This window comes from Rhodococcus sp. p52 (assembly GCF_000763325.2).
Classification (GTDB): Bacteria; Actinomycetota; Actinomycetes; order Mycobacteriales; family Mycobacteriaceae; genus Rhodococcus; species Rhodococcus pyridinivorans.
Window position 1 is genome coordinate 966,929 of sequence record NZ_CP016819.1, and the last position, 22,692, is coordinate 989,620.

Annotated in this window: 17 protein-coding genes; 8 read left to right on the forward strand and 9 right to left on the reverse strand. The window is 64.1% G+C overall.

Annotated elements, in window-relative coordinates; genetic code table 11:
* Nucleotides 1-709 precede the first annotated feature (709 nt).
* Entirely contained in the window at nt 710-1,798 is a 1,089-nt protein-coding gene (locus IM25_RS04295; protein ID WP_065995788.1) for a helix-turn-helix domain-containing protein, read from the reverse strand.
* Nucleotides 1,799-1,812: 14 nt separating this feature from the next.
* Nucleotides 1,813-2,709: an alpha/beta hydrolase gene (locus tag IM25_RS04300; protein ID WP_006553292.1), complete on the reverse strand. Its 897-nt coding sequence runs from the start codon at nt 2,707-2,709 to the stop codon at nt 1,813-1,815.
* Between the two features lie 242 nt (nt 2,710-2,951).
* On the opposite strand from IM25_RS04300, the gene IM25_RS04305 reads away from it, so the two are divergent.
* Nucleotides 2,952-4,133 (forward strand): serine hydrolase domain-containing protein, encoded by a 1,182-nt coding sequence (locus IM25_RS04305; protein WP_033097422.1) that lies wholly within the window; start codon nt 2,952-2,954, stop codon nt 4,131-4,133.
* Nucleotides 4,134-4,460: 327 nt separating this feature from the next.
* Here the strand turns inward: IM25_RS04305 and IM25_RS04310 are convergent, their stop codons facing one another.
* The 3 genes from IM25_RS04310 to IM25_RS04320 form a co-directional block, all read right to left on the reverse strand.
* Nucleotides 4,461-6,188 (reverse strand): sigma-54-dependent Fis family transcriptional regulator, encoded by a 1,728-nt coding sequence (locus tag IM25_RS04310; protein ID WP_232333399.1) that lies wholly within the window; start codon nt 6,186-6,188, stop codon nt 4,461-4,463.
* A gap of 465 nt (nt 6,189-6,653) precedes the next feature.
* The gene (locus IM25_RS04315) at nt 6,654-7,715 is read right to left on the reverse strand and encodes an alpha/beta fold hydrolase (RefSeq protein WP_006553289.1); all 1,062 of its coding nucleotides are present in this window, start codon (nt 7,713-7,715) and stop codon (nt 6,654-6,656) included.
* Nucleotides 7,716-7,834: 119 nt separating this feature from the next.
* On the reverse strand, nt 7,835-9,433 hold the full coding sequence (locus tag IM25_RS04320) for a flavin-containing monooxygenase (protein WP_442971909.1): 1,599 nt from the start codon (nt 9,431-9,433) through the stop codon (nt 7,835-7,837).
* A gap of 735 nt (nt 9,434-10,168) precedes the next feature.
* Between IM25_RS04320 and IM25_RS04325 the strand changes: the two genes are divergently transcribed.
* Complete coding sequence (locus IM25_RS04325) at nt 10,169-10,744, forward strand: MHYT domain-containing protein (protein ID WP_232333400.1); 576 nt, start codon at nt 10,169-10,171, stop codon at nt 10,742-10,744.
* Nucleotides 10,745-10,854: 110 nt separating this feature from the next.
* Here IM25_RS04325 and IM25_RS04330 read toward each other — a convergent pair whose 3' ends face one another.
* The 3 genes from IM25_RS04330 to IM25_RS04340 all read right to left on the reverse strand — a co-directional run bounded on the left by IM25_RS04330 (nt 10,855) and on the right by IM25_RS04340 (nt 13,747).
* Nucleotides 10,855-12,300 carry an NAD-dependent succinate-semialdehyde dehydrogenase gene (locus IM25_RS04330; RefSeq protein WP_033097425.1) on the reverse strand — a complete coding sequence of 482 codons (1,446 nt, stop codon included), beginning with the start codon at nt 12,298-12,300 and terminating at the stop codon, nt 10,855-10,857.
* A gap of 135 nt (nt 12,301-12,435) precedes the next feature.
* Nucleotides 12,436-13,305 (reverse strand): alpha/beta fold hydrolase, encoded by an 870-nt coding sequence (locus IM25_RS04335; protein ID WP_065995790.1) that lies wholly within the window; start codon nt 13,303-13,305, stop codon nt 12,436-12,438.
* Nucleotides 13,306-13,339: 34 nt separating this feature from the next.
* Complete coding sequence (locus IM25_RS04340) at nt 13,340-13,747, reverse strand: hypothetical protein (RefSeq protein ID WP_006553284.1); 408 nt, start codon at nt 13,745-13,747, stop codon at nt 13,340-13,342.
* Between IM25_RS04340 and IM25_RS04345 the strand changes: the two genes are divergently transcribed.
* Entirely contained in the window at nt 13,746-14,933 is a 1,188-nt protein-coding gene (locus IM25_RS04345; protein ID WP_269466036.1) for a LysR family transcriptional regulator, read from the forward strand. The two genes, IM25_RS04340 and IM25_RS04345, sit on opposite strands and share 2 nt — an antisense overlap.
* 331 nt (nt 14,934-15,264) lie before the next feature.
* Here the strand turns inward: IM25_RS04345 and IM25_RS04350 are convergent, their stop codons facing one another.
* Nucleotides 15,265-16,740 carry an aldehyde dehydrogenase (NADP(+)) gene (locus tag IM25_RS04350; protein WP_033097426.1) on the reverse strand — a complete coding sequence of 492 codons (1,476 nt, stop codon included), beginning with the start codon at nt 16,738-16,740 and terminating at the stop codon, nt 15,265-15,267.
* A gap of 162 nt (nt 16,741-16,902) precedes the next feature.
* On the opposite strand from IM25_RS04350, the gene IM25_RS04355 reads away from it, so the two are divergent.
* The 5 genes from IM25_RS04355 to IM25_RS04375 are packed head-to-tail and all read left to right on the forward strand — an operon-like array spanning nt 16,903 to nt 22,687.
* Nucleotides 16,903-18,039, forward strand: coding sequence for a CaiB/BaiF CoA transferase family protein (locus IM25_RS04355; RefSeq protein ID WP_084294958.1), 1,137 nt, complete (start codon nt 16,903-16,905; stop codon nt 18,037-18,039).
* A gap of 50 nt (nt 18,040-18,089) precedes the next feature.
* Complete coding sequence (locus IM25_RS04360) at nt 18,090-19,208, forward strand: acyl-CoA dehydrogenase family protein (RefSeq protein WP_006552209.1); 1,119 nt, start codon at nt 18,090-18,092, stop codon at nt 19,206-19,208.
* Between the two features lie 7 nt (nt 19,209-19,215).
* Nucleotides 19,216-20,415 (forward strand): CaiB/BaiF CoA transferase family protein, encoded by a 1,200-nt coding sequence (locus tag IM25_RS04365; protein WP_052040067.1) that lies wholly within the window; start codon nt 19,216-19,218, stop codon nt 20,413-20,415.
* On the forward strand, nt 20,412-21,566 hold the full coding sequence (locus IM25_RS04370) for a zinc-binding dehydrogenase (RefSeq protein ID WP_033097427.1): 1,155 nt from the start codon (nt 20,412-20,414) through the stop codon (nt 21,564-21,566). Before IM25_RS04365 ends, IM25_RS04370 begins: the two co-directional genes overlap by 4 nt.
* Nucleotides 21,563-22,687, forward strand: a complete 1,125-nt coding sequence (locus tag IM25_RS04375) for a glycoside hydrolase family 88 protein (RefSeq protein ID WP_006552212.1) — start codon at nt 21,563-21,565, stop codon at nt 22,685-22,687. Before IM25_RS04370 ends, IM25_RS04375 begins: the two co-directional genes overlap by 4 nt.
* Nucleotides 22,688-22,692: the final 5 nt, after the last annotated feature.

Here is a 22,692-nt window from a genome sequence, read left to right on the forward strand (position 1 = left end):
TCCAACGGGCAGGGCATCCGGGAACTTCCACGCCGACCCGTGTAGGGCGGGTTGTGTCCTATCCGTTCGATTGAAGGGCCCGCCATGTCCCATCGATGCCGTTCGTCGGTGTTTGCTTGCGGGACAGCCGGTACGCCGATCGCTCCCACCGTCCGAGCGCTCTCCCTTATCGGAATCCTCTTTACGCTTTCCCACGAACGAGGGCAGTGCCGCTCACAGAGACCGATTCGGGAGTCCGGCTGCTCGTTCGGCGCGTGACATGATCGACTTGATTTTCGGAACCGGGTAGCATAATTATAGTTGAATACTCGATTACCGCTGCTGTCGTCCGAGCTGAACCGCCCGGACGATCACCTCCGGCACGTAGATGGCAGGTCTGATCGCGATCGGCAGACCCGTTCTCCCGACGGGACGCCTCGGCTCCACCGAACGACATACGACCAAGGAAGACCGTTCTCTGGTGATTTCCAGCCTCGTAATCCGGCCTCTGGCTCGCGCAATCGCAGTCGTACTGATCCTCGCCGATACCGCCCTCGCCACCCGAGTGCCGGCCCTGCCCGACTGGGATGAAGACGGCTCCGCCGCCCGGAGCTGACGTCGCAGGGACATCACCCGCACAACGCTGTGCCGCTTCCGGCGATCACCGACACGCCAACGCACCGAACCGGCACCGAGATGACCGAGACCACATCATGAAGCGTTGACGGCCTCATACCGTCGCGCGGCGAGCAGGACCGAGCACGGCGACATTGCCGGGTGCCGCAGCCGCCGGCAGGTCGAGGACCGTCGACGTACGCAAGCGATGCAGCAGGAACGCTGCCCCGAGCCGGCTGCGCCCGAATCCCTCGAACGGGTTGAAACCGAGTGTCGCAGTGATGGTATCGATCCTGCTCTGAAGCGTGCTGTGGTGGATGTTGAGCAGTCGCGCCGCTTCCCGAACGGACTGCGCAGCGACGACGGCATCGATCGTCGCCATCCCCCAGGCGTAGTGTGCGATGGCCTCGACACGGTCGGCGTCGCTGTGCGGAGCGTGCTCATCGGCGTCGGCAAGCAGTTCGATCAGACCCCCGTAGGAGTCGGCCACAACCTGGGGTTCCTTCGGGGTTCGGCACAGGCGCAGAGCGACCATCGCGGTCCGGAACGACCGATCCAACGAGTCCGGCGGCGTGGCTGTTCCGATACCGCACGGCGAAGCGCCGAACGGCGGGGACCGCTCCGGCACAACGATGGCGTGGACCGGACCGAACGGGGTGGCGATCACGTCCTCCGGGCCGGCGGGATGATTGCGCCACACCGCGAACAGCGGTGCCACAACGAGGCGATACAGGCCCGTTGCCGACAATCCGAGCGCACTCGCCGCGGTCAAGCGCTCGTCGGGAATGCTCTCGCGACCGGTGAGTATGCCGAGGTGGCGGCGATTGTCGATCTCCCGGGCTCCACGCCCGTTCCGGATCCGCACAGCCAGTGCCAAGCGCTCGAGGATGAGTGCGTCGTTCGGCCCAGCAGCACCGTCGCGTTCGAGCCAGACGTCGATGCCGTCCTCCGACGCCACGTGCAGATTCGAAGGATCTGTCGGCGATTGACCCTGCACTGCTTCTCCTTTCGGAGTGACTCGTAGAGTCCGCGGCGGGACGCTCTGCCGGAACCCTGCAGTACAACCGGCCAGCGCGGCAGCGGTTGCGAGCAGGGCACGGGTGTTGACGTTGCCGACGATCAACTCGTCGAAGCACGCGATGACACGCAGACCCAAACTGGCGCTGGGATCGAGGCGGGCGATCCGTCCGAGTAGCTCTTGCATATTCGTTCCTGCCCTCAGTCCGCAAGGATTTTCTCGACCCAGGTGTTGCGGGTCCGGATCATGGACCGGCCCACGCTGGTGTGCGGGGCGAAAATGTCGCACGCGTGAAAGGCGCCGGACCATACGTGCAACTCGGCATCGCCACCGGCTTGCCAGATCCTGTTGGCATAGTCGATCGCCTCGTCCCGGAAGATCTCGGCCGCACCGACGTCGATGAAGGCCGGCGGCAATCCGCGCAGATTCTGCGCGCGGGCCGGGGCTGCATACGGCGAGACAAGGTCGGTGCCCCGCTGCTCACCCAGCAGGGCGGTCCAGCCGGTTTCGTTGCTGATCCGGTCCCACACACCGATACCGTCGAACTGCTCGATCGAAGCGGTCGTGCACCGGTCGTCGAGCATCGGATAGTCGAGCACCTGCCCACACAACCGGGGACCACCGCGGTCCCGCGCAGCCAGCGCGAGACCGGCTGCCAGTCCGCCACCGGAGCTGGCACCTGCGACCAGGATCCGGTCCGCCCGCACGTCCAGATCGGTGACATGCGCAGCCAACCACTCCAGGGCGGCATACATGTCCTCACGCGGGTAGGGGTCGGGATACTCAGGGGCCAAACGATATTCGACCGTGACAAGAACCGCCCCCAGTTCGGTCACCCAGTCCAGCACCAGGTCCAGGCCGCTGAACATGTCTCCGAACATCAATCCTCCGGAGTGCGCGTACAGCACCGCAGGACGGGGCCCGCTGAAGTCCCGGGAACGAAGCACCGCAGCGTTGACGGCAGCGCCATCACCCCCGGGGAAGGTCACGTCGTTCACCGCGATCCGTCGGCGGTCGAATTCCTCGTCCATCGGAGGGGACGCATAGGACGTACGCATGAACTCGATCAGGTCCGCAGTGATGGTCGGAGGGAACATACCGCCTACCACAGCCAATCCCGCCTTGAGTTCGGCATCGAATGGTGGACGGGGCACGGCTCGGGCCATCGTCACCTCCTCGAAGACTCGCATCGAGGATACGGCGGCCGCTCGACCGAGGGACCCGCCATTCGGCGGGGAAACAGAGCGAAACTGCGCCGCTGCGTCGGTTGAGACGCCCATCACACTCTTGTGAAACTTGGAGCAGCGTCACTGTCGACCGAACGAGAGGAACAACCCCCATGTCCGATACCCAACGCGTCGTCGACTCAGCCCGCGAAGTCATCCACACCACGGTGAACAGCGGTGCCGTGCCCGGAGTAGTAGCGGGCATGACGAACGACCAGGAAACCCTGTTCATCGAGTCCGCTGGGGTGCGGTCTGTCGACAACGATCAACCGATGACCGATGACACCGTCTTCAGCATCTTCTCGACCACCAAAGCCCTCACCGGCACCGTGGCGCTGCAACTCGTGGAATCCGGTGATCTCGACCTGGATTCCCCGGCCGAGGAGTACGCGCCCGCGATCGGCGAACTCCAGGTCATCGAGGGCTTCGACTCGAACGGCGAGCCGATGCTGCGAGCACCGAAGACCGACATCACGACCCGCCAACTACTGCTGCACACCGCCGGCTTCGGATACGACTTCTTCAACGAGACGTACAACCGCCTCGCCGAGAACCACGGTCAGCCCAGCATCGTCACCGCCACCAAGGACGCGCTCGAGACACCGCTGCTGTTCGATCCCGGCACCCAGTGGGAGTACGGCTCGAATATCGACTGGGCAGGCCAGGTGATCGAAGGCATCGTCGGCACCCGCCTTGGCGAGGCGCTGAAGACACGAGTCCTCGACCCCCTCGGCATGACATCGACGTCCTTCACTCCGTCCGACGACATGCGCGCGCGTCTGGCGACCATGCACCAGCGCACCGACGACGGACTCCAGGCCACCGATTTCGTCATCCCCACCCCGCCCGAGGTCGACATGGGTGGGCACGGACTGTTCTCCACCGTCGGTGACTACCTCACCTTCATCCGGATGTGGCTCAACGACGGCGAGGCAGACGACGGCACCGTCATCCTCCGCCCCGACACCGTCGAGTGGGCGACCAGAAACGACCTCGGCGACCTGACCGTGAAGATGCTTCCGGGTGTCATCAGGTCTCTGTCGAACGACGCCGAGTTCTTCCCTGGCCAGCGCAAGGGCTGGTGCTACACGTTCATGACCAACGAAACCGAAGCACCCACGGGCCGTCCCGCAGGCTCTCTCGCCTGGGCAGGCCTGGCCAACCTCTACTACTGGATCGACCGGCACAACAAGATCGGAGGCTACTGGGCGACGCAGATCTTCCCGTTCGCCGACCCCAGCTCGCTCGGTGGTTACCTCGACATGGAGACCGCCGTCTACCGAGCCCTTTCCTGACCCCGGTTCCATCCCGGGCCGCGGCACCGGACATCGACCTCGATCCGTTGACCGCTCGCGTAACCGGCGCGCTCGCCGAACAGCCACACGACGACATCAACGAGATCGGGTGAAATCCCCACCCGACGCACGGACACCACACCGCTGCGGGTGTCGAAACACCCGCAGCGGTGTGGTGTTGCCACGCTGTTCCAGGTCTGAGTGCAACAGGTCGAGCGCGAACACCGTCGTCTCCCACGGGCTTGCCGCGAGGGCCGCACCTTCCGACAGTCACCGCTACCGCACGCAAGGCCATAGGACGACTCTCGGATCACGCATTCTGCGCGATCACACGTGGATGCCGAACGTGTCGATCTTGCGGTAGAGAGACGACCTTGCGATCCCCAGCAATTTCGCGGCGGCGACACGATTGCCACCGCTGTCCCGTAGCGCAGCCACTATGGCATCGCGCTCGACTCTTTCCATTGCCGTCATCGTCCGGCGAGGCGCGGAGCTGAGCGCTGGAGGCAGATCAGCTACTGCGATCGTTCCCGCGGGCTTGGCGCGAAGTACGTGATTGAGAGTGCCGACCAGTTCACGGACGTTGCCGGGCCAGTGGTACTTCTTCAGGGTTCGCATCGTGTCGTCGCTGAAAGCGGTTTCGCGGTGAGGTGCAAGGTGCATTCGGATGATGTCCGGGATGTCATCGGGGTGATGACGCAATGCGAGGACCTCGACGGTGGCGATGAAATGCTCGGCGAGAGCAGAATCCTGAAGTGCTTCCCCATCAGTGGATGTGGTCGCGACGATCCACCGAGCGGGGTATCGGTGCTGGTCGGCGGATATGAGGTCGGCAAAGAGCTCATCGGTGCTCGCGTCGAGTCGGTCGATGCGACGAAGGACGATCGTGGTCGCCGCGGAGTCGAGCGCAGTGCGCAACTCCTCGTGAGCGGACTTTTCAGCAGAGCAATCCACGACGACAATCGGGGCCTGCGGATTCTTGTACAGGTGCATGCCCCGAACGAGAGTGAGTTTGCCGCTTCCTGGTTCACCTTTGAGGATCACGTTGGCATCTGTCACGGCGAGGGACGTCAACTCCCCTCGACACCGGTTCCATTGGAGCGAAGACCCCGCCACCCCCGGAAACACGGGAACCGTGCGCCGGGGTTGCATGATCTTCGTGGGACACGATGTCGCCTCGACTTCGAAGACGATGCCGGCGATGTCGCCGCCATGTTCGACGAGAGTGCGCTTGACGGTGATGCTACCTCCGGACGGAAGGCGCAGGTCGAACTGGGCAACTCGTGACGGATCGAGCATCGACTGTGCTTCCTCGCGGAGAAAAGCCTCGTCGATCGGGTCGAGAAGGCGCGAGCCGATCTCGTTCGACATGAAAACACCGCAACTGAGTGAGTACACCGCCGTCTGCCGGCGCCGACAGGCGACGAGGAACTCGCCGAGCACGAGCTGTTGCTTGATCGATCCCGTGGCGCGAAGAGCCGACTCGATATCACGAGCCGCTCCAAGGGCGAGCTGGCGCATCAATGGGTTCGATGTGTGGGTCAAGCCTGTGATGTCGATCAGTCCTTCGACACGGCCGGTGGTGGGGTTGTGAATGGGCGCGCCGGCACAGGTGAAATACTGGATCGATTCGTGATAGTGCTGAGCGCCGTCGACGTAGACGGCCATCCCGGTCTCGAGGGCTGTGCCCACTCCATTGGTACCGACGAGCTCTTCGGCGTAGGTGAACCCGGGAGCGAAGTACACCTTGTCCAGCTTCGCGGCGAGGACGGGATCATTGTCCCGCCGGACCAGCACACGCGCATGCTCGTCACTCAACGCGACACTGAGGGACATGTCGGACAGGTCGTCATGGAGCCGATCGAGGATCGGCAGGGCGCATCGCACCAGTCGTCGGCGAAGATCGAGGTCTTCGACGTACTGCAGCTGTGGAAGGTGCGAGCCGTCCGGGATGACACCCGCCTGACGTGAGCGTCGCCATGACTGTGCGATGAGGGGTGAGACGTCCTCGGAGGGGGAACCGGCGAGGTCATGGAGATGCCGGGCGGTGGTCACGCGGCGCCGGCGGTTATCACTGTCCATCACATTTCCTTGCAGGTCGCAGTACTGCCATCCCCCTCAATGTGCCGCACGTCACATTCTATGGATGTCCCAGAATAGGACATCGATCTGCCGTCTCCAACGGCAGTAGCGGGGCGGGTACGGCCACCCCGCCGGCCGGAGATCGGCACTCGCGGTCCGCACCGCGCCTACTCCTCGGACCACCGACTGCCGCGATCCGGGGTGCACACCACCATCAGGAGACTGACATCAGGTCGTCGACGGCGACCGGATCACCGGGCTCGGCTTACCCCCCCCAGGGGAAGCCGAGCCCGTTCCATCACCTGCCCCGCCCTACGCATAGAGGTCGACATCGCCGGCAACCGCGCAAGAATCTCGATGTTCTCTGCCGCCACGACCGCCGGCGGGCACACTCACTACCGTCCCGCCCACGTGGACCGTTGTCGTGGCGGCACCGCTTCAGACCTCGATCGCGAGAAGATCCGCAAGGTGGCGGTCGATCTGCGGCATGTAGGTCGGAGCGACAGCGAACAGGCCCAAATGCCCGAGCACATCTTCGACCACGCGCAGTTCACTGCCCTTGATCAGTTCCTGCTCGGCAGCACAGTCGCGGACCGGGAACAACTGGTCTTCATCGATGGGAATCACGAAGGTCTTGGCGGTGATCCGTCCGAGTGCAGCGGCCAGGTCTCCCCCGGTATGCCGAGAGACGTCGCCGCGTTGCCAGGCCCAGGATTGAGTGAGGAGTGCGTTGGGATCCATCGCCGTGAAGTAGGGCTCGAGGAATCCGGTCAGGAACGCGTCCAGGGATTCGAACTCCATTGCTCGCCATACCTCTTGCTTCCAGAACTCGGTCGAGAATCCGAGCACTCCCCAGATGTGAGCCTGCCTGGTGAGGCCGTCGACGACCTGCGTATGCGAGGTGTATTCGCCGCCGTTCCAGCCCGGATCCGACAGGATCGCTTCGCGCATGATCTCCGCGATCAAGAAATCACCGGGAGTGTTGCGTGCCGTACCGGCAATCGGTGCGGCGCGCAGAACCTCGTCGGGGAACCTCACCGCCCATTCGTAGGTCTGTTGAGCTCCCATGGAGCCTCCCGTCACCAACGCGAGGCGTTCGATACCGAAATGCTCCCGGAGCAGCCGCTCCTGGGCCACGACATTGTCCCCGATCCGAACACGAGGGAAGTTCGACATGGCGATCTCTGCGTTGACGCCGGTGGCGTTGTGGGGAGACGTCGACAGACCGTTGCCGATCTGATCCACGCAGACGATGAAATACTTGCTCGGGTCGAGAGCATGGTCAGGACCGATGTATGCGTCGCGCCAGATCTGGTGGGTCCCCGAGTACCAGGTGGGGATGAGGATTGCGTTGTCCTTGGCTTCGTTCAGCGTTCCGAACGTTGCCACTGCGAGCCGGCAGTCCGGGATCGAGCCACCCTCCTCGAGGTCGAGGGCTCCGATGCCGATCAGGTCGTAATCACCGTGGAAGTCGTGCGTGTAGTACGGGTTGTCGATCATCGAGATCGTCCTCCTGAGCTATGAGAAAGCGGTAGCAGCGCGTGCTCACCCGATGACATGTGCGTACGCCGCCGTGAGACGAGCAGTGGTCGACCGCAGGGGTCGGATATCCGAGAAGGTCAGCTCAGCTGGAATCCCTTGTAGCCGGCCGCGGCGGCCGCGAGAGTGAGTTCTCGATAGGTGCCGCCCCCGCCGGTGTAGGACAGCACGCGGCGAGGTTTTCCGGGAACGTTCGCGCCGTTGTACCAGGAATTGGTCTTCGAGATCAGCGTGGCATTCGCGGTTTCGTCGTGGTGGGCGACCCATTCGCCCTCACCCTCGACGGTCGGTTCGATGACGGTGTACCCGTGCTCACGCATGTGCCGGATGCATTCGGTGATCCATTCGGTCTGTTGCTGCAGACAGGTGGTCATGTTGCACAGAGCCGCGGAGGGGGCGAGTGGGGCACCGGTGGTCAGCATGTTGGGATAGCCGTGCACCATCAGGCCCATCGTCGTGCGGATGTCACGCGACCAGTCGCTCGTGAGCGATCGGTCCTCACGTCCACGGATGTCGATTCGTGTCAGCGCGCCGGATCCCGCATCGAATCCCGTGGCCAGGATGATGACGTCGACTTCGTGCAGCGTGCCGTCGTCCAACAGGATCCCTTCCGGGACGATTCGGCTGATCGGATTGGTGCGCACCCCGACTGCTTCGACATTCGGACGGTGGTAGACCTCGAGATAATTGGTTTCCAGCGGTACCCGGTGTGTACCGAAGCCGTAGTCGGTCGGAATCAACAGTTCACACAGCTTCGGATCCTTCAGTCGCGCACGCATCTTCTCTCGCACGAACTCGGACACCTGCTCACTGACCTCTTCATCGGAGAACACCTCCGCGAAAGAAGCGAGCCAGAGCTTGAGTGACCCGTTGTCATAGATCTCTTCGAGCCTTTCCCGCCGTTGCTCGGGAGTCAGGTCGACCCATGCATGCTCGAAGTCGTATTCGAAGCCACTGAACGTATGCGGCAACGTCGCGCGAAGTTCCTCGAAGCGCTCCTTGTACGCGGCAACATCCCGGTCGTCGTAGGACGGATTCTTCATCGGCAGGGCGTACTGCGGTGTACGGATGAACACCTTCAGATGTTCGACCTTGTCGGCGATGGTCTGGATGACCTGGATCCCGGTGGCGCCGACACCGATCACTGCAACTTTCTTGCCCGCGACATCGGCGCCCTCCTTCGGCCATCGAGAGGTGTGGAAGATCGGGCCGGCGAAGCTTTCCTGACCCTCGAACACCGACGACATCGGTGCCGACAGCATGCCGGCGCAGGTGATCAGGAACTGGGTGGCAATCGTGTCCCCGCGATCGGTGCGCACGATCCATCGCTTCGAGTCCTCGACGTAATGCGCACTGGTGATCGTCGTCGAGAATTGGATGTCGCGACGCAGATCGAGACTGTCGGTCACATAATGCAACCACTGCTCGATCTCGGGTTGGCCGGGGAAACGCTGACTCCAGCTCCAGTTCTTGTACAGCTCATCGGAAAACAGGTACTGGTAGATGTAGGCCTCCGAATCGAATCGAGCACCCGGATAACGATTCCAGTACCAGGTGCCGCCGACGTCGGAGGCGGTATCGAAGGCGCGCACCCGCAGCCCCAGCTCGCGAAGCTGATGCAGCTGATACAGGCCGGCGACTCCCGCACCGATGATCAACGCGTCCAGCTCGAGTGACACCTCGGTATCAGCAAGTCCGACCGCAGAGGAAGAGTGAGGCGACATGTCCTAGCCTTTCTGTAGTTCAAGTCACGTGGAAGCCATCATCGTGATATGCGCCTCACTCAGCTGTCCCATCTTCGGACACTTCCCGGCTTCGCAGACACGGATATCACCGAGTCCGGCGCCTCTCGCACCGCCAGCACCCCAGCAGAACCGATTTACAACTCGGGGGGTGTTTTCGACGACGCGGTGGGCAACCTTCGGCAAAGAGGCCTGCAGTATATCCGGAATATACTGTTACGCAATGATTTCTACCACCAGTCCAGTTCCGGACCCATCTTGCCGCATGCTCGACACCGTCGCGATCGCCATCTCGATTCGGGTCGCCGCCGCACCGATATGAGCACACAGTCGGCGATCCGACACATTCCGGCCTTCCAACCGCGACCGTTGGATGCCACAGAATCCGAACTCTGTTCTGGTAGCTGCAATTCGAATTGCCATCGTCTGATCCCTCATCCCCCGGTAGCCGCCACGAAGACGGGACGAACCACAGCTTCCCGACTACCCGAATGAAAGGGAAATTCACCGAATCATGGCCACGAGACCGAATAAACCTGTTCAGAGTACGCATGATCATGCAAAACGAACAGTCTGTCGCTGCTCGGAGGGCCGAGATCGCAGTCCTGCCCGAACGGTTCGGCGCATCACCGCCGGCGCAGGTGCTTGAGCGTGTCTTCGTAAGGAACACTGATGTCACACGAAATGCACCATCTCGATCTGGGACTGTGGGCGCTCTTTCTCGCCTACGGCACCTCGATCGCCGGGTCCTTCGTCGGCCTGTCCTGCGCTCGCCGAGCCGCTACCACCCCACTCGGTCCGACATGCTGGCGCTGGTTGGTGATGGCAGCCTTGTCCATCAGCGGTGTCGGGATCCGGATGACCCACTTCATCGCCATGATGGGCTTCGCGGTGAGCCTGATGCACTACTGCGGCATGGCTGGATTTCACGCGTCCTTGGACTCGACCGCCACCACGCCGGAGGGCGTGACGCTCCTCGATTCGATGCTTCAGGCATACATTCTCGGCACGACCATACTGGCGGCGCCGCTCGTCGCATTGGTGCTCGCTCGTCAGAGTGCCGACACCGAGGTCGACGAAGCGATCGCCACGTGGAGCGCGGAGATCAATGATGCTGTCCCCTACCCCGGTGACCGAGGGCAGGAGGCCACAGCTGAACTCGACGCCCGTCGAGACGTTCCGCGTCGACCTGCCGACCCCCTTCGCAAGGGTGATGTGCAGGTAGTGCCACACGAACGAGTGCGGTAACCACCTCTCTGGTGAAGGACCCACCGTTCGGCGGGTCCTTCACCAGCCCCGGCGCACGAGTGTTTGTTGAGGGCAGGGGCATTCGCCGGTCTGGATGCTGCCACTGATGATCAGTGTGCGATGTACTTGGTGGCGAGATACTCGTCGATACCTTCGACCGATCCTTCGCGGCCGAAGCCGGACTCCTTCACCCCTCCGAAGGGCGCGGCCGCGTCGGCGATGATGCCTCGGTTGATTCCGACCATGCCGGTCTCGAGTGCGTTGGCGACTCTGGACGCTCGGTCGAGATTCTGGGTGTAGAAGTACGCAGCGAGGCCGTATTCGGTGTTGTTCGCCGCCGCGATCGCTTCGTCCTCCGTATCGAAGGTGGTGATCGCGGCTACCGGGCCGAAAATCTCCTCACGCAGCAGACGCGCGTCGGGACTCACGCCGTCGAGAACGGTGGGGGAATAGAACGTTCCCGGCCCGTCAGGACGGCCACCGCCGATGCGGATACGCGCACCCTTCGCGACGGCGTCTTCGACCAGAGCATCGACGGTGGCGCACTGCTTCGCGGTGATCAGCGGTCCGATATCGGTTCCTGCGTCGAGACCGTGTCCGGTGCGCAAGGCACCGATGCGTGCCGTGAACTTCTCGCTGAACTCTTCTGCGACGCTACGTGCGACGTGGAATCGGTTGGCTGCTGTACATGCTTGGCCGCCGTTGCGGAATTTTGCAGCCATCGCGCCGTCGACCGCTGCATCGACATCGGCGTCATCGAACACGAGGAAGGGGGCATTGCCTCCGAGTTCCATCGACATCCGCAGGAGCCGATCCGCTGATTGACGAACCAGCATCTTGCCGACACCGGTGGATCCGGTGAACGTGATCTTGCGCAGATCAGCGCTGCTGATCAGTGGTGCGGTCAGCGCTGCAGCATCGGAGGTCGGCAGAATCGACAGCACACCCTCGGGCAGACCCGCATCGGCGAAAATCTGACCGACGAGCAGCATCGTCAAAGGCGTTTCGGCCGCTGGTTTGACGATGATCGAACATCCGGCCGCCAATGCTGGACCGATCTTGCGCGTGGCCATGGCCAACGGAAAGTTCCAGGGGGTGATGGCCAGTACCGGCCCGACCGGTTCTCTGGTGACGACGATGGTGCCGGTTCCCGAGGGGGACGGCGAGACTCGCCCGCTGATTCGGTTCGCTTCCTCGGCAAACCAGTGCAGGAATGATGCGCCGTACTCGATCTCCGCATACGCCTCGTGGAGCGGTTTACCCATCTCCAGAGTGATGGTGCGCGCGAGGTCGTCTGCCCGCTGGTGGATGAGTTCGAATGCGGTGCGCAGTATTTCGGCACGTCGACGCGAGGGAGTCCGCGCCCAGTCCCCCTGCACAGCAGTGGCGTGTTCGAGAGCTCGGCGTCCATCCTCGGGCGCGGCATCGGCGACATGCGCAATCACGGCACCGGTCGCGGGGTCCTCTACGGGGAAAGTGGTGCCGGTAGACGAATCGACGAGTTCTCCACCGACCCAGAGTTGGGTGGGGACGCCCGCGGGGAGAGTGTGGGTCATAGCTCCTGCCGAGTGTGTGAAGGTTCATCGCCACGCCCGACCAGTCGGCACCCGAACCGGGAGCCGAGGCCGATGCAGGTCGCTCGGGTGTAGCCACGCGCGTTCGGTGGCCACACCCGAGCGGGCGAGCGGGTACTAGCTGGTGGTGATGGACTTGCGTGCCTTGTCCTGGAGGGTTTCGAGTGCCCGGATGAGATATCCACGGAAGACAGTGTGGTTTTCGCTCATCGGGAAGTGGCCGATCTCCTTCATCTCGATGAACTCGGCGTTCGGGATCTGCGCCGCGGTCCGGGCGCTGTCCTCGGGGGTGGTGAGGTAGTCGTAGTCACCGGTCAGCATCACAACCGGGCACCGGTCACCGTCGATGTCCGCGAGCTTTCCGCGCAGGTCGTGATCGACCGAGTAGAAGTGCAGGTCACCGCGGAAGGACTCGGAACCCTGGCTGTAGTAGAACCAGGTCTTCCAGCGATCCGCCTCCGGCGACTGAGGTGCCATCAGGTCCCACACGCCGCTCGCGCAGACCTGTGCCGCGTTGGCGTGGGGGTGCTGCCACCAGTCGAGGTAGAAGCCCGGCGAATAGTCCGCACCCTCGACAGGGATGACGCCGGCGAAGCGGTCAGGGTGCCGAAGCGCAAGCTGCAGGGCGATGTTCCCACCGAACGAGGATCCCATGAAGATCGGGTTCTCGAGTTCGAGCGCGTCGCACAACGCCACGATGAAATTGGCGAAGTGGTCCGCGGAAAGCTGGTACTCCTCGGTCCACCATTCGGTGTTCTCCGGCGGATCGGACTTGCCGTGCCGCGGCAGGTCGTAGGCGATGACACGGTAGTTGGCGGTGATCTCCTCGTCTTCGAGCAGACCGCGCCACTGGTGGTTGTGGCAGCCGGCGGGGTGCTGGCACACCAGCGGCTGGCCGGGGCCGTTCTCGAGGTAGAAGACCTTGTACAGCAGTCCGTCGACGTCGACGTCGACGTAGTGGCCGGTGACCGGGGAAATCTTGCTCATCAGTGTTCCTTACGGCTCAAAGGGGGTGGGAGGATCAGACCGGGACGCCGACGGTGCGCAGGAGTTCGATCTGGCGGGTGATGCACCGCAGGTTCTGCATCAACACCAGGATGTCGCCTTCGAGCTTCATGTCGCGCTGGAAGCTCGCGGCCCAGATGCCGTGGTACATCGGGGCGGGCACCGGGACGCCGAAGTTGCGCCAGGTCTCGGCGCTGGCACGCAGCGCGAACTGGTACGGCACATCCAGCGGACCGGGGTCGATCGCGATGTCCACCACGTTGCCGCGGCTCATCTGGATGACGAACGTGTGGTCGGTCATGTCGAGCAGGTACGAGCAGGTGAAGTACTTGCCGTGTGCCTGGATCTCGGGGTCGGTGTTGTTCGCCTCGGTGAACGAGGCAGCCCAGTCGGCCGTGTCGAGGGCACGCGTAGTGACGGTCATGTGGGATTCCTTCGATGAGGGAGACAGCGAGGCCGAGTGCGAGCACTCGCTCCGGTATGCCGACCCGAATCCGGAAAGTGCTGGCCTCCCGGATGCCGTGCCGGCCATGACAGCCATCACACCTCGTGTCCGCCGGGTGCGTCCAATACCTATCCGGCCCGGATCGATAGGCAATGACTACTGGTCTCCCGGGGTGGTGTTGGCTATCTTCGAAAACATGCAACCCCAGCTCGACCTGCGACTTCTGTCCTATTTTGTGGCAGTTGCGGAAGAGCTGCACTTCGGGCGCGCAGCCGCCCGTCTGCACATCGCTCAGCCCTCATTGAGCGTGCAGATCCGCAAACTCGAGCAGAACCTCGGCGCGGTGCTGCTGCTGCGCAGCAGCAGGCATGTCGAACTGACCCCTGCCGGCCAGATCCTGCTCGACGAAAGCCGCCGGTTGCTGGCGAACGCCGAACGAGCCGTCAACCTCACCCGCGAAGCCGCCCACGGCGTCAGTACCCGCAAGTTGGTCATCGGCTTTCAAGGCAACGCAGCTGCCGAGCTCACACCGCACATTCTCAGTACGTTCCAGTCGCTGCATCCGGGCATCCAGGTGCAGATGCATTCCTACGATTTCTCCGACCCGTATGTCGGGTTGGCCGACGGATCCTCCGATGTCGCCTTCGTCCGGCCCCCGCTGTTGATGCAGGACTGGCTGGGCATGGAAGCCCTGTTCGTCGAACCCCGGGTGATGGTCGTGTCCGCGAATCATCCGCTCGCCCAGTTGCCCGAGGTGAGCGTCGAACAGGTCACCAACGAGTTCTTCGTCGCACGCAAAGCCCCCGAGAACTGGCGAAACTACTGGCTGGCCACAGAATCGCGCCAAGGCGAACCGGTGCGGGTCGGCGCAGACGTCGCCACCGTCGACGAATGCTTCGAAGCGATCCTCGCCGAGCGCGGCGTGGCATTCTCACAAGCATCGACGCAACGCTTCTACAGCAGACCGAGCCTGGCATTCGTGCCGGTGACCGACATCCCGCCCACGGCGCTGTCCATCGCCTGGCGCACGGATGTCGCGTCCAAACCCGTACAGGATTTCATCGACACAGCACGCGCTGTGGCCTCGCTCCACACCGTGCCCGGAGCATGGTCCACCCGGCCTCACAACTCGATCACCGAAGGTGCCCACCGCACGACAGGCTGACTTCTCCTGGCCCCTCGAATCAGCATTCCGATCACTGGTGTCTTCTTACCGAACCCATTGCTCAGCGTGCGAGTACCGCTCGACGTCACGAACGGTCACGGTCTTTCCCGAGCCGACGTGGACCTGTTGCAGACACCCAACGACACGGCGGCCTCCCTCCGGAGACCGCCGTGTCGTTGGTTGTGCAGCACACCTGGGCGTGACTACCCGCGCTGCTCCGGAAGGCTGTGTGACACAACGCCACATGCAAACCCGGTCCGGAGCCACGCAACAGACGCAGTCCTCTGCGCACCCAGTCCGAACCGAGGCGACATCGCGAGCAGCGATGGCCCTACGACAGCCGGCCGTTCACCCGGCGGGGGATACCCCACGGGTTCGCATCGACGAGAGCGGACGGCAGGTTCGCTTCGGGCACCGACTGGTAGGCGACCGGACGCAGGAACCGCCGAATCGCGGTCGCTCCGACGGAGGTGTGTACCGAGTTGGTGGCCGGGTAGGGACCACCGTGGTGCTGAGCCCAACCCACGGCCACACCGGTGGGCCATCCATTCCAGATGACGCGCCCCGCACGGCGCGCAAGCGCACCGAGCAGTCCCGCAGCATCGGGATCGTCATCGGTTCCGTGGACGGTCGCTGTCAACGTGCCCGGCAGGACAGCCATCGCCGCGTACAGCTCCTCGATCGATGTGTAGGTCACGATCAGCCCGAACGGACCGAAGCATTCTTCGAGCAGGTCCTGAGGGTTTCGACGCAGTGCCCGAGCGTCGGTCACGCCGATGACCGGGCGCACCGACAGTTCGTCCAGACCACTTTGCTCGGGCACTGCCACCGGCCGGACCTCGGGATGGTCGAGGATCTGCTGGGACACCTCGAGAAACGACTGCCGGATCCCTGCGTGCAGCAGACGGAACGAATCATCGGCGACCGCGGTTCGAACGAGCCACTCGATCGAACTCTGCTCGGGAACGAACAGCAGCCCCGGCTTGGTGCAGAACTGCCCCGCGCCGAGCAGCAACGATTCGAGGAACTCGCCGGCGATCTTGCCCGACCGGTCCTCGGCGGCCGCAGGTGTCACGAACACCGGATTGGTGCTGCCGAGCTCACCGTAGAACGGGATGGGATCCGGGCGACCGGCTGCCAGATCGGCCAGCGCACGGCCACCCGATGTCGAGCCGGTGAACCCGACGGCGGTGATACGCCGATCCTGGACGAGCTGACGTCCGATCTCGGCGCCCTGCACAACCCCGAAGGTGCCGTCCGGGGCGCCGCCCGCCCGCAGTCCCTCGTCGATCGCCCGCGCATAAGCGGCGGTCAATCGCGGCTGAGCAGGGTGGGCTTTGGCCACGACGGGGCAGCCGGCAGCCAATGCCGAAGCAGTGTCTCCGCCGCCGAGTCCGAATGCGAACGGAAAGTTGCTCGCACCGAACACTGCGACAGGTCCGGTGGGTACGAGCATCCGACGCAGATCGGGACGCGGAGCAGGGTGCGCATCCGGATCGGCCGTGTCGATGATCGCTTCCAGCCAGGAGCCCTCCTCGACGACCTCGGCGAACATCCGCAGCTGCGTCGTCGTCCGCGTGACTTCGCCGCGCAGGCGCGGCTCGGGCAGTGAACTGTCGGCGGCCGCCAGCGGCACCAGTTCCGACGCTGTGGCGTCGAGCGCATCGGCCACCGACCGCAGAAGGTGCGCTCGCTCGTGCAGGTCCGTACGAGCAAGAGGCGCCGCGGCGGCCTCGGCGGCGTCGAGAATCCGCTCGTAATCCTGCGCGGAGGTGTCGAGAAGAGTGTCTGTCGCAGTGGTTTCCATTGCTGTCCTGTCGAATTCGGAGCATTCCGTGCTGAGTGTGTGGATCTCAGTGTGCGGGAGAACCGATGTGATGCGACATCTCCACATGGAGATGGTGTGAGTGCAGTCACCGCCTCCAGGATGGGCATCACACGAGATACCGGATGACTTTGGAGGACGACGATGACCGCAACGACAGGACCACTCGCGGGGGTTCGGGTACTGGATATGACACGTCTGGCGCCCGGACCGTACGCGAGCATGCTGCTCGCGGACCTCGGCGCAGAAGTGATCGCAATCGGTGGTGGTCGTTCCGGGCTTCCGGTGCCCGCGCTGTCGCGAGGCAAGGAATTCATCTCGCTCGATCTCAAGACCGCCGACGGCCTCGACGCCCTGCACACCCTCGTTTCGGAAGCCGACGTCTTCATGGAAGGATTCCGCCCCGGAGTAGCAGACAAGCTGGGCGCCGGCTACGCGGAACTGTCGGCCCTCAATCCCGGACTCGTCTACTGCAGCGTGACGGGCTACGGCCAGAACGGGCCCATGGCGCAGCGCGCCGGGCACGACATCAACTACCTGGCCATCGCCGGTGCCCTCGGGACCTTCGGCCCCTCGGATCCCCCGCCGACACTGCCGCTGAACCTGGTCGCCGACTTCGCAGGCGGCGGATTGCTGTCGGCATTCGGCATCATGTCCGCCCTCTACGACCGCACGCGTACAGGCAAAGGCCGGTACATCGATGCCGCCATGGTCGACGGCGTGCTGTCGATGATGGGAATGAACTTCGTCGACTGGCAGACGCCGACGCTGCCCGGACGTGGACACGGCGTACTGACCGGATCGATGCCGTTCTATCGGTGCTACCGCTGCTCCGACGATCGCTACGTCGCAGTCGGGGCACTCGAGACCGCCTTCTTCGAACGGTTGTGGACCACCCTCGACCTCGGTGCCGTTCCGAACCATTTCGACGAGTCCACCTGGGACCACATCGAAAAGTCACTGACCACAGCATTCGAGACGAAGACGATGGCGGAGTGGACCACAGTGTTCGCCGATGTCGATGCCTGCGTGACACCGGTACTCGAACCGCACGAACTGGCCACCTTCGATCAGATCGTCGCCCGGGACCCGGACTTCGCACTGGATTCGGTCCCCGTGGTCCCGGTGTTCTCCGACGGCCCGACACGGCGCGCCACCGACACCCACGTCAAGACCGAGGAAGTGCTGCGCCGTGCCGGTGTCGCCGAAGACCTCGCCCACCGGGCGGCCGCAGCCGGTATCCCCTCGTCCGTGACGGGTCTGAGCTGGCCCCCACTGTGACCGTCGAACTTCCGAATCATCACCTTCCCCACACAGACCAGGAGTAATTCATGAGTATCGAGTATCGCGAATTCCGCGAGAGCGTCCGCAAACTCGCGCAGACCAAGATCGCACCGCACGCCGCCGATGTGGACGACAAGGAACGATTCCCCTCGGAATCCTGGGCAGCCCTGCGCAGCAACGACCTGCCCGGACTCGCCTACCCCGAGAGCCTCGGCGGCAGTGGAGCCGACCTGCTCGCCCAGGTCATCGCTGTAGAAGAAGTCGCAGCGTCCTGTGCAAGCACGGCACTGGTCATGCTGGTCAACTGGGCCGGCACCTCCACCGTGCTCCGTCAAGGCTCCGACGAACTCAAGCAACTGGTGGTACCGAACGTCGCATCGGGCGCCGCCGGCGCCGCATGGTGCATGACCGAGCCGCGCGTGGGCTCGGACCTGTCGGCGATCGCAACGACCGCAACCCAGGATGGGTCCGACTGGATCCTCAACGGTCAGAAGCGGTTCATCAGCAATGCGCCGTGGGCCGACTGGTACGCCGTGCTGGCGAAGACCGGCGAGAAGTCACTCGGCATCTTCATGGTGCACAAGGACGACGCCGGCGTCAGTTTCGGCGCTCCCGAAAAGAAGATGGGTATGCGCGGCAGCCCCACGACCGACGTGAACTTCGACGAGTGCCGACTGCCCGCCGTCCGGGTCGTCAACGACCCCTACCAGGGGTTCGCGTACATCTCCGAGGAACTGAACGTCAGCCGGGCACTCATCGCCGCGCAGGCTCTCGGCATCGCACAGGGCGCATTCGATGCCGCAGTGTCGTACACGACCGACCGCGAGCAGTTCGGCCAGTCCATCTCCCGCTTCCAGCTTCTGCGCGGCATGGTCGCCGATATGGCCGTCAAGATCGAGTCGGCCCGCACGCTGCTGTACGACGCAGCCCGTCTCATCGACGACGGGGAACCGGCGGGACGGACGAAGGCGGCCATGGCGAAGCTGCTGTGCAGCGACACCGCCATGTCGGTGACCACCGATGCGCTCCAACTGCACGGCGGATACGGCTATGTCCGTGATTATCCGGTCGAGCGGATGATGCGCGACGCCAAGATCACCCAGATCTACGAGGGCACCAACCAGATCCAGCGACTCATCATCGCCAAGTCGGTATACGGAAAGTAGGCGCACCGTGCACCACCCCCAGCAACAACAAGCGCTGAGCGGCATCCGGGTCCTCGACCTCGGCGAGATCATGCAGGCGCCCGTGGCCGCGCAGGTTCTCGGCGACCTCGGCGCCGAAGTGATCAAGGTCGAGCGCGGTGTCAACGGAGACATGCTGCGAGGCCTCGATCGCGAGTCACTCGACGAAGGTCGCCCCAGTGCCTACTTCGCCGCGGTCAACCGCAACAAGCGCAGCATCGCACTGAACCTGAAAACCTCTGAGGGGCAGGACATTATCCATCAGCTCCTCGCGGAGGCGGATGTTCTCATCCACAGCTACCGGACCGCGGCAGTCGAACGACTGGGCTTGACCTACGACGATCTGCACGAGCGCTATCCTCGGCTCGTCTACGGCACTGCGACCGGATTCGGCGAGACCGGGCCATACGCCCACAAAGCAGGCCAGGACATGCTCGCGCAGGCACTGAGCGGAATGGCACGCGCGTGCGGCGACCCGTCGATCTCGGCATACGTACATCCGGTACCGACCGTGGACTACGCCTCGGGTATGGCCCTCGCCCAGGGAATCTTGGCAGCACTGTTCGAACGCGAGCGCTCCGGCCGCGGCCAGAAGGTCAGCGTCAACCTCTTCGATACAGCACTGGCCCTGCAGACTCTCGAAAGCTCCACACTGCTGGCGTACCAGCGTGAGACCAACTGGGTCAGCGACTGGTACAGCGGCATCTTCGAAACGACCGACGGTCTGCTCTTGGTACTCGGCCTGTTCCGCGAGAACGCTCTGGGTCTGGCATGCAAAGCTCTCGACATCGACGATCTGTCCGTCCAGCCGACGTTCGCCACACCACAGCTCCAGGCAGAGAACAAAGAGGCCGCCAACGCGGTTCTGCGTCCGCTGGTCGCACAGTTGAGCACCGCCGAGGCGGCACAGTTGTTCGACGGGGTCGATCTGCTGTGCGCACCGCTGCTCACCCTGCAAGAAGCGCTCGATCATCCCCAGACGCGGCACAACGGCACGCTCGTCGACGTCGAGATCGAGGGTGTGCGCACCACCCGGTTGATGGGCAACCCTGTCACGTTGTCCCGCACCCCCGCCCAGGTGCACCGTGGGGTGCCGGCGGTCAGTGAACATGCCGACGAAATCCTCCATGAGCTCGGTATCTCCGAGTCCGATGTCCAGACCTTGCGCAATAAGGGAGTGATCCGATGAGTAATGCGATGCAGACGGACCCGACGAGCCCGACCACCGGCACCGCCACCGCGATGGTGCTCGAAGGCTTCGGACAGACCATGACCGCGACGACGTTTCCGCGCGTGACCCCCGATGCCGGTGCGGTCGTCGTCGACGTCACGCACGCGGGAATCTGTGGAACCGACATCCACCTGCAGCAAGGTCGCCTGCCCATTCCGGTACCGCTCATCCTCGGACACGAGGCGGTCGGTCGCGTACACGCCCTCGGCGAGGGAGTCACCACCGATGCCCGGGGCGAGCAACTGCACGTCGGGGACGCGATCTCATGGGCGTCCAACATCCCGTGCGGGCACTGCTACTACTGCCAGGACCAGCACGAACCGTCGCTGTGCGAGACCCGCAAGGTGTACGGCATCAACCAGTCGTCGGCCGACTGGCCCCATCTGTCGGGTGGGTGGTCCGAACAGATCTACCTCCAGCCCGGCTCGACGATCATCCGCATCCCGTCCTCGGTGACCCCGCAGCAGGTGATCGCACTCGGCTGCGCCGGCCCGACGGCCGTGCACGCCGTGAACGATATCGCCAAGCCGCAGACAGGTGATGTCGTCGTGGTCCAGGGCAGCGGACCGGTCGGTCTGGCCTGCGCCATGTACGCCACACTCGCCGGCGCGGCGAAAGTGATCATCGTCGGCGGGCCGGCCAACCGTCTCGAGGTCGCGCAGGCCGCCGGCATCGGCGACATCCACATCGACATCTTCACCGAGACCGATCAAGAGGCCCGTCTGGAACGGATCCTCGCGCACACACCGGACGGGCGCGGCGCCGACGTCGTCATCGAGGCCACCGGCGTCCCGACCGCAGTAGCCGAAGGCATCGACCTCGCCCGCCGCGGCGGCAAGTACCTCGTCGTCGGGCAGTACACCGACCACGGCACCACTCCGATCAACCCCCACTACATCACCAAAAAGCAGCTGCAGGTGCTGGGAAGCTGGGCGTTCTCTCCGCAGAACCACCTCGAATACGTCGAATCCCTCCCTCGGCTGACCGCCCACTTCGATCTCGCGTCGATGGTCACCGAATACCCGCTCACCGAGGCGGACGATGCCATGACCGATATGCGGGACGGGCGCACGCTCAAGTCGGTCCTCACCACCGGAGGCCGGTCGTGACCAACTCCCGGTACACCGCGGCGATCGAGGCGATGCTAGAGCGGATCGACTCGACCGCCAAGCAGACCGACGGCACCTTCCCGCACTACGGCGACATCGAATCCGGCGAATGGACCACCACCGCCGACGGAAACTGGACCGGAGGATTCTGGGGTGGCCTGGCCGCACTCGGCTTCGCCGCCTCGGGTGACAAGCGCCTGGCGCACCTCGCCGACGACATCACCGCGCAGATCCTGCCCCGGCAGAATTCCGACACCGCATTCCGCGGCTTCCTCTTCTGGTACGGGGCCGCAGTCAACCACCTCGTCACCGGAAGCGACGACGCGGCGCAGACCGCTCTGGCAGGTGCCCACGGCCTGCTCACCAGCTTCAACGATCGCGCCGGCATCATCCCACTCGGAGCAGAAGCAGAAGAAGCAGAGGCGGTCGGAGAAGGCGCCGCGAACATCGACGCCGTCCCGGGCACCGTCGCGCTGCTGTCGTGGGCCTCGGCACATACCGGCGACCCACGCTTCCTCGACGCCGCGATCCGCCACGCGCAGCGGCACATCGAACTGTGCATCCGCACCGATGGCTCGGTCTGCCAGTCGGCACGATTCGACACATCCAATGGTGCACTGCTGGATCGCTACACCCACAAGGGCATGAACGCCGACAGTACCTGGGGCCGGGCACAGGCGTGGGCGATGGTGGCATACGCCCAGGCTGCGCAGTGGGCATCGCCGTCCTTCCTGCCGACCGCCGTCCGACTGGCCGAATGGTGGCTCGACCGCACACCGAACGGCGGCGTCGTGTCCTGGGACTTCGACGCCGGCACCGGTCCGGACGTACCGATCGACACCTCCGCCACGGCCATCGCCGCTGCCGCGCTGCTCAAGCTCGATCGGCTCGTCCCTGAGCGGACCGACTTCCGGGACCGGGCCGTCGCCCACGTCGAGGCACTCCTCGATCACCTCACCCCCACCGGACCACACGACAGCAGACCGGCCGGGATCCTGATGGACGGTTGCTTCGACAAACGCCGCGACTTCGCGACCCGAAACGAACTGATCTGGGGCGACTACTTCCTGCTCGAGTGCCTGATCAACCTGAACAACCGGTCCGATACGCTGAAGTTGTGACCGAA